4 protein-coding genes are annotated in these 4,551 nt (G+C 37.2%); all 4 read right to left on the bottom strand.

Going from position 1 to position 4,551, the window contains the following annotated elements; all coding sequences use genetic code 11:
• Nucleotides 1-281: 281 nt before the first annotated feature.
• The 4 genes from ACY65O_RS19960 to ACY65O_RS19945 all read right to left on the bottom strand — a co-directional run bounded on the left by ACY65O_RS19960 (nucleotide 282) and on the right by ACY65O_RS19945 (nucleotide 4,174).
• Nucleotides 282-1,649 (bottom strand): dipeptidase, encoded by a 1,368-nt coding sequence (locus ACY65O_RS19960; RefSeq protein ID WP_462222617.1) that lies wholly within the window; start codon nucleotides 1,647-1,649, stop codon nucleotides 282-284.
• A gap of 306 nt (nucleotides 1,650-1,955) precedes the next feature.
• Complete coding sequence (locus ACY65O_RS19955; protein ID WP_462222616.1) at nucleotides 1,956-2,468, bottom strand: hypothetical protein; 513 nt, start codon at nucleotides 2,466-2,468, stop codon at nucleotides 1,956-1,958.
• Nucleotides 2,469-2,527: 59 nt separating this feature from the next.
• Nucleotides 2,528-2,881, bottom strand: a complete 354-nt coding sequence (locus tag ACY65O_RS19950; RefSeq protein ID WP_462222615.1) for a LytR/AlgR family response regulator transcription factor — start codon at nucleotides 2,879-2,881, stop codon at nucleotides 2,528-2,530.
• Between the two features lie 342 nt (nucleotides 2,882-3,223).
• Nucleotides 3,224-4,174 (bottom strand): FISUMP domain-containing protein, encoded by a 951-nt coding sequence (locus ACY65O_RS19945; protein ID WP_462222614.1) that lies wholly within the window; start codon nucleotides 4,172-4,174, stop codon nucleotides 3,224-3,226.
• Nucleotides 4,175-4,551 lie beyond the last annotated feature (377 nt).

Genomic DNA, 4,551 nt, shown 5'->3' with positions numbered 1-4,551 from the left:
TGAAAAGCGTCTCTGCCTTGCTCTTCGAGATAATCTACTAATTCGTTAGGTTCTTTTATTTGGTAACACTCTTTCATTGTGAAGTTTGTCAAAGCTTGCCGCTAACGCATGTATTGATGCTATAAAACACTAATCTAATTACAAACCTGTGTCGCTTTTCAATATTTTAATGTTATACATTTTGTATTGTTTATAGCTTAAACGCATTTTGACTTTTTTAAGCTTTGTATAATTTTCTTAGATTTCTTTCCTAAAAAAATCACATTGAAATTACACCGCCATCAACTCATCTCCGCAAAACATTTATGAAAATACGGTATCGTTTCAATGCCTTTATAAAAATTATCAAGGTTAAATTTTTCGTTGGGGCTGTGCAGGTTATCACTGTCTAACCCAAAACCCATAAACACAATTTTAATACCCAGCTCTTTTTCAAACAAAGCACAGATAGGGATACTGCCACCACCACGTACAGGGATAGGCGTTTTTCCAAAAGTGGTTTCCATGGCTTTGGCAGCGGCTTTGTAGGCTTTGCTGTCAATAGGTGTCATGTAGGGTTCGCCGCCATGATGCAGGCTTGCTTTTATAGTAACATACGGTGGCGCTATCTTTTTTAAATGATTAATAAGAAGGTCGGTCATTTTATCTGATGTTTGATTGGGTACTAACCTTGCACTTATTTTTGCAAAAGCTTTACCGGGCAAAACTGTTTTGGCGCCTTCGCCGGTGTAGCCGCCCCAAATACCATTCAATTCTAAAGTAGGCCGTATGCCTGTTCTTTCATTAGTGCTGAAACCTTTTTCGCCCCACAATTCTTTTACACCCAGATCATCCGCATATGCTGCTGCATCAAAAGGAGCAAGCGCCATTAATTTTCTTTCTTCATCTGTTGCAATGGCTACATCATCATAAAAACCAGGAATAGTAATGTGGTTATTTTCATCATGCAGTGATGCGATCATTTTTGCTAAAATAGTAATAGGGTTTGCAACGGCGCCGCCATAAACACCACTGTGTAAATCACGGTTGGGTCCTGTTACTTCCACTTCGATATAACTAAGGCCACGTACACCAATATCAATACTGGGTGTATCTAAACTTATCATGGCGGTATCACTTATCAAAACTACATCCGCCTTTAATAATTCTTTATGCGATTTTACAAAGGTGGCCAAATTAGGGCTGCCCACTTCTTCTTCACCTTCAATACAAAATTTAATATTGGTGGTCATGCTGTTTGTTTTAACCATTGTTTCCAATGCTTTTACATGCATGTAAAATTGTCCTTTATCATCGCAGCTTCCTCTTGCATAAATTTTACCATCTTTAATTAACGGATCAAAAGGGCCGCTGTTCCATAGTTCTAAAGGATCGGCGGGTTGCACATCGTAATGCCCGTAAACTAAAACGGTTGGTTTGGTTGGGTCAATTATTTTTTCGCCATAAACTAATGGATGGCCTTCGGTTTCGTAAATTTCTACTTTATCTGCACCGGCTTCCAGCAATCTTGCTTTAACTGCTTCGGCGCATTTTATCATATCAGTTTTATGTTCGCTTTTAGCGCTAACACTTGGTATGCGTAACAGTTCTAACAACTCGTTTAAAAAACGGTCTTTGTTTTGTGCTTGATAATCTTTCCAGGCTTGCATAAATAGTTTATTGGTTAATTTGTTGAATGTTGAATGTTGAATGTTGAATGTTGAATGTTGAATGTTGAATGTTGAATGTTGAATGTTGAATGTTGAATGTTGAATGTTGAATGTTGAATGTTGGAAAAATCCGATAACGAAAGTAGTGGATTTTGATGGTAAATTCTTTACCAAAATTTTGTATAAAAAAATAATTTTTGTAGTAGATAATGCCCTTAAATTTGCGCCAGATTGTTTGTCAATTTATCAGCCTTTGTTATAGTTGTACTTTTCAGCAAGTGCCTCGCTAACAAAGGCTGAGCCAATTTAGGTAAACAGCATGTTGAATTTTTTATGCCGTATAAGATATACAATTCCTGCAAGGCAATAGAAAGCCGCCGTAATTGCCAGCATCCATTTTATGGCAGCGCATATTACCGTAATTAATGCAACAGTGTTTGATACATTGCCCGATAAAGTAAACAGCATCCCTGCATTTTCTGCAATATCTAAAATACCTGCTGCTATTGCGCCATTTGCAATTAATAAGCCCGTGTTACTGTTTTTTATTTCTGCAATTTTTTTGCAGGTAAAAAATAAAAATGTAGCGTAGAAAGCCAAAAAAATAAAATCGTAGTACGTATTATTTTTTGCAACAGTAATATTGTTGTTAGGTTCCCATGCATTAATAACACCTGCAGTTTTAGTGGTGTTATACGCAAATTCTAAATTAAGGATGCCGCATGGCGTGGCGGTTGTTTTTAGTGTGGCACTGGTTTTACCCATTACATATATCATTACCATTGTGCCAACAAATAAAAAAGGCAGCAGCATTTTCATTGGTTGAAGATAATATTTCTTTCCGGCATATTTATGCAGCCGGTGCTATTACCAGTCTTTTAATGATACTGCTTCTTTTTCTTCGGGGAAATATCAATCTGTTCCTGGTTTTGTAAAATAATTTTATGCTGGTTGTTATTATTGTAACTGTTTATGCAGGATAAATTAATTAAATGGGAACGGTGTATCCTTATAAAACCTTTATCCGATAAAAGCTCATCAAACCATTTTAATACTTTGGCAACTACTAATGTTTTCCTCCTGCCTGTGGCCTGACAGGCATTTGCAAAAAACAATTTGCTGTAATTACTGATGGCTTCTATCCGTATAATATTACTGATGGTTATCAGCTCAGTTCCGGTGCAGGTGGGCAGGATAAAAATATCAGGTGGCGATGCAATGATTGCTTTCATTTTTTTAAAATTTAGTTAGTTATTTGCAATTGCTGCATTGATATTTATTATTTGATAAACCATTTTCTTTAACCCGTTGTCCAATTTATATTATGCAGGGGTATTAATTTTTCTGCAGTTATTTCTTTTACTTTTCTGCTGTACCCAAACGTTTTAAAAGTAGCTCATTTTATTTCTTCATCTTGTACTGGTGCTTATATACAGCTTAACATGTTGTGTTAGCGTATCTGTGCATCGCTTATTTTATAAACACAACTTGTCCCGCTTTTACCCTAGATTAGCTACACTCATTAACCCGCCGCTGCATAGCTGTACCAGAACAGAAGTAAACATGCAAAAAAGTTAATTCCTGACGCAACGGACAGACATACCCACTTCAAAACTGGTGTTGTTGGTAGTGCCAACCTCCCCATTAGTATTGTTTAGACCGTGTGAAAAAGCATGGCTGGGGTCAGTCGATGTAGAACTCCACCAGTTACCTTGTATGCCAAGACCATTGAATTGATCAAAGCTTACACCGTAACGTATCCCGCCAGGAAGACCTGTGAAGCCGCTACTATTTGTTGCTTCTCTATTTGGGCTTAACCAATTTATAGTGCCTGTTTCTTTCATTCTACCACCAGCAATTACAAATCCACCTAAGCAGTTAACTAATGTTGTCCACTCTGTTTCAGTTGGAATATGCCAACCCACAGGGGCAAGGCCCCTTGAATCATTTACCGCATACCAGTTGTATAATTTACCATAGGTTATTCCGTTTAAACTATTATTTGCATAATAACACCATGCGCCGGTAGTTGATGTCCTCCAAGCATCATCGGTTGTAACTTGCGGTATAGGGTCTCCGTTGCGGTAAGTAGTTACATCCAGGTTTTTAAGCATCCAGTCCTGGGTGCAAATGGTAACAAACGGGATACAGTTTTCGTCAATTTGCCCGTTACAGTTTTCGTCAATGCCATTGTTGCATATTTCAGTGGCACCAGTGTTAATGGCTGCATCATTATCATTGCAGTCATCCTGGTTACCATTAGCACAGGGGTTAACTTTTGTATAGCCATCGCCATCTGCATCGGGTACAATATCCCCATGCGCTGTATGTGCCGGCAAATCATTAATATTTATGTTGATGGTATGCCAGTTGCCGCTTCCCGTTCTGTGGCAAACATCAATTTTTGTTGAATTGCCTTCTGCAGCAGCAATGCTAATTTCTTCCGGTAGTTTTTCGTAGAAAACTTGTTTTTTGCAGGAAAAAAATAACAGCATGCCCAGTAATGGTAATAATAGCTTTTTCATTTTATTTTATTTATATGATTAAAAAATATCCCTTTGGTACCGGAGTTGCTTAATTATGATTTATACTTTTTGTATACACAATTTCCTTATTGAGTTTATTTTCTATTGCCACCGATACGATACATTCATTAACCTGCCGCTGCATATCTTCAACTGTGTGTGGCTTTTTCAAAACTTTGTTCCATTTATTTATAAACAGGTTATTAATTTTACTTCACTTATTTCTTTTCTTTTTCTACTATTTCCAATCTTTTCAATAAAAGTTCATTTTGCTTCTTCAATGCCTCTATCATTACCTGTTGCTCTTGTATAGCTTTTACAATGGGTGCAATAAAATCGTTGTACCGCACACTGTACATACCTGCATCGTCTTTGTT

It is taken from the genome of Ferruginibacter sp., assembly GCF_031430955.1.
Classification (GTDB): domain Bacteria; phylum Bacteroidota; class Bacteroidia; order Chitinophagales; family Chitinophagaceae; genus Ferruginibacter.
This window is presented reverse-complemented; position numbering and strand designations above follow the sequence as displayed.

Excerpts from the sequence above, each read along its gene's own strand:
- ACY65O_RS19950 (WP_462222615.1), bottom strand. The coding sequence starts at position 2,881 with ATGAAAGCAATCATTGCATCGCCACCTGATATTTTTATCCTGCCCACC.
- ACY65O_RS19960 (WP_462222617.1), bottom strand. The coding sequence starts at position 1,649 with ATGCAAGCCTGGAAAGATTATCAAGCACAAAACAAAGACCGTTTTTTA.
- ACY65O_RS19955 (WP_462222616.1), bottom strand. The coding sequence starts at position 2,468 with ATGAAAATGCTGCTGCCTTTTTTATTTGTTGGCACAATGGTAATGATA.
- ACY65O_RS19945 (WP_462222614.1), bottom strand. The coding sequence starts at position 4,174 with ATGAAAAAGCTATTATTACCATTACTGGGCATGCTGTTATTTTTTTCC.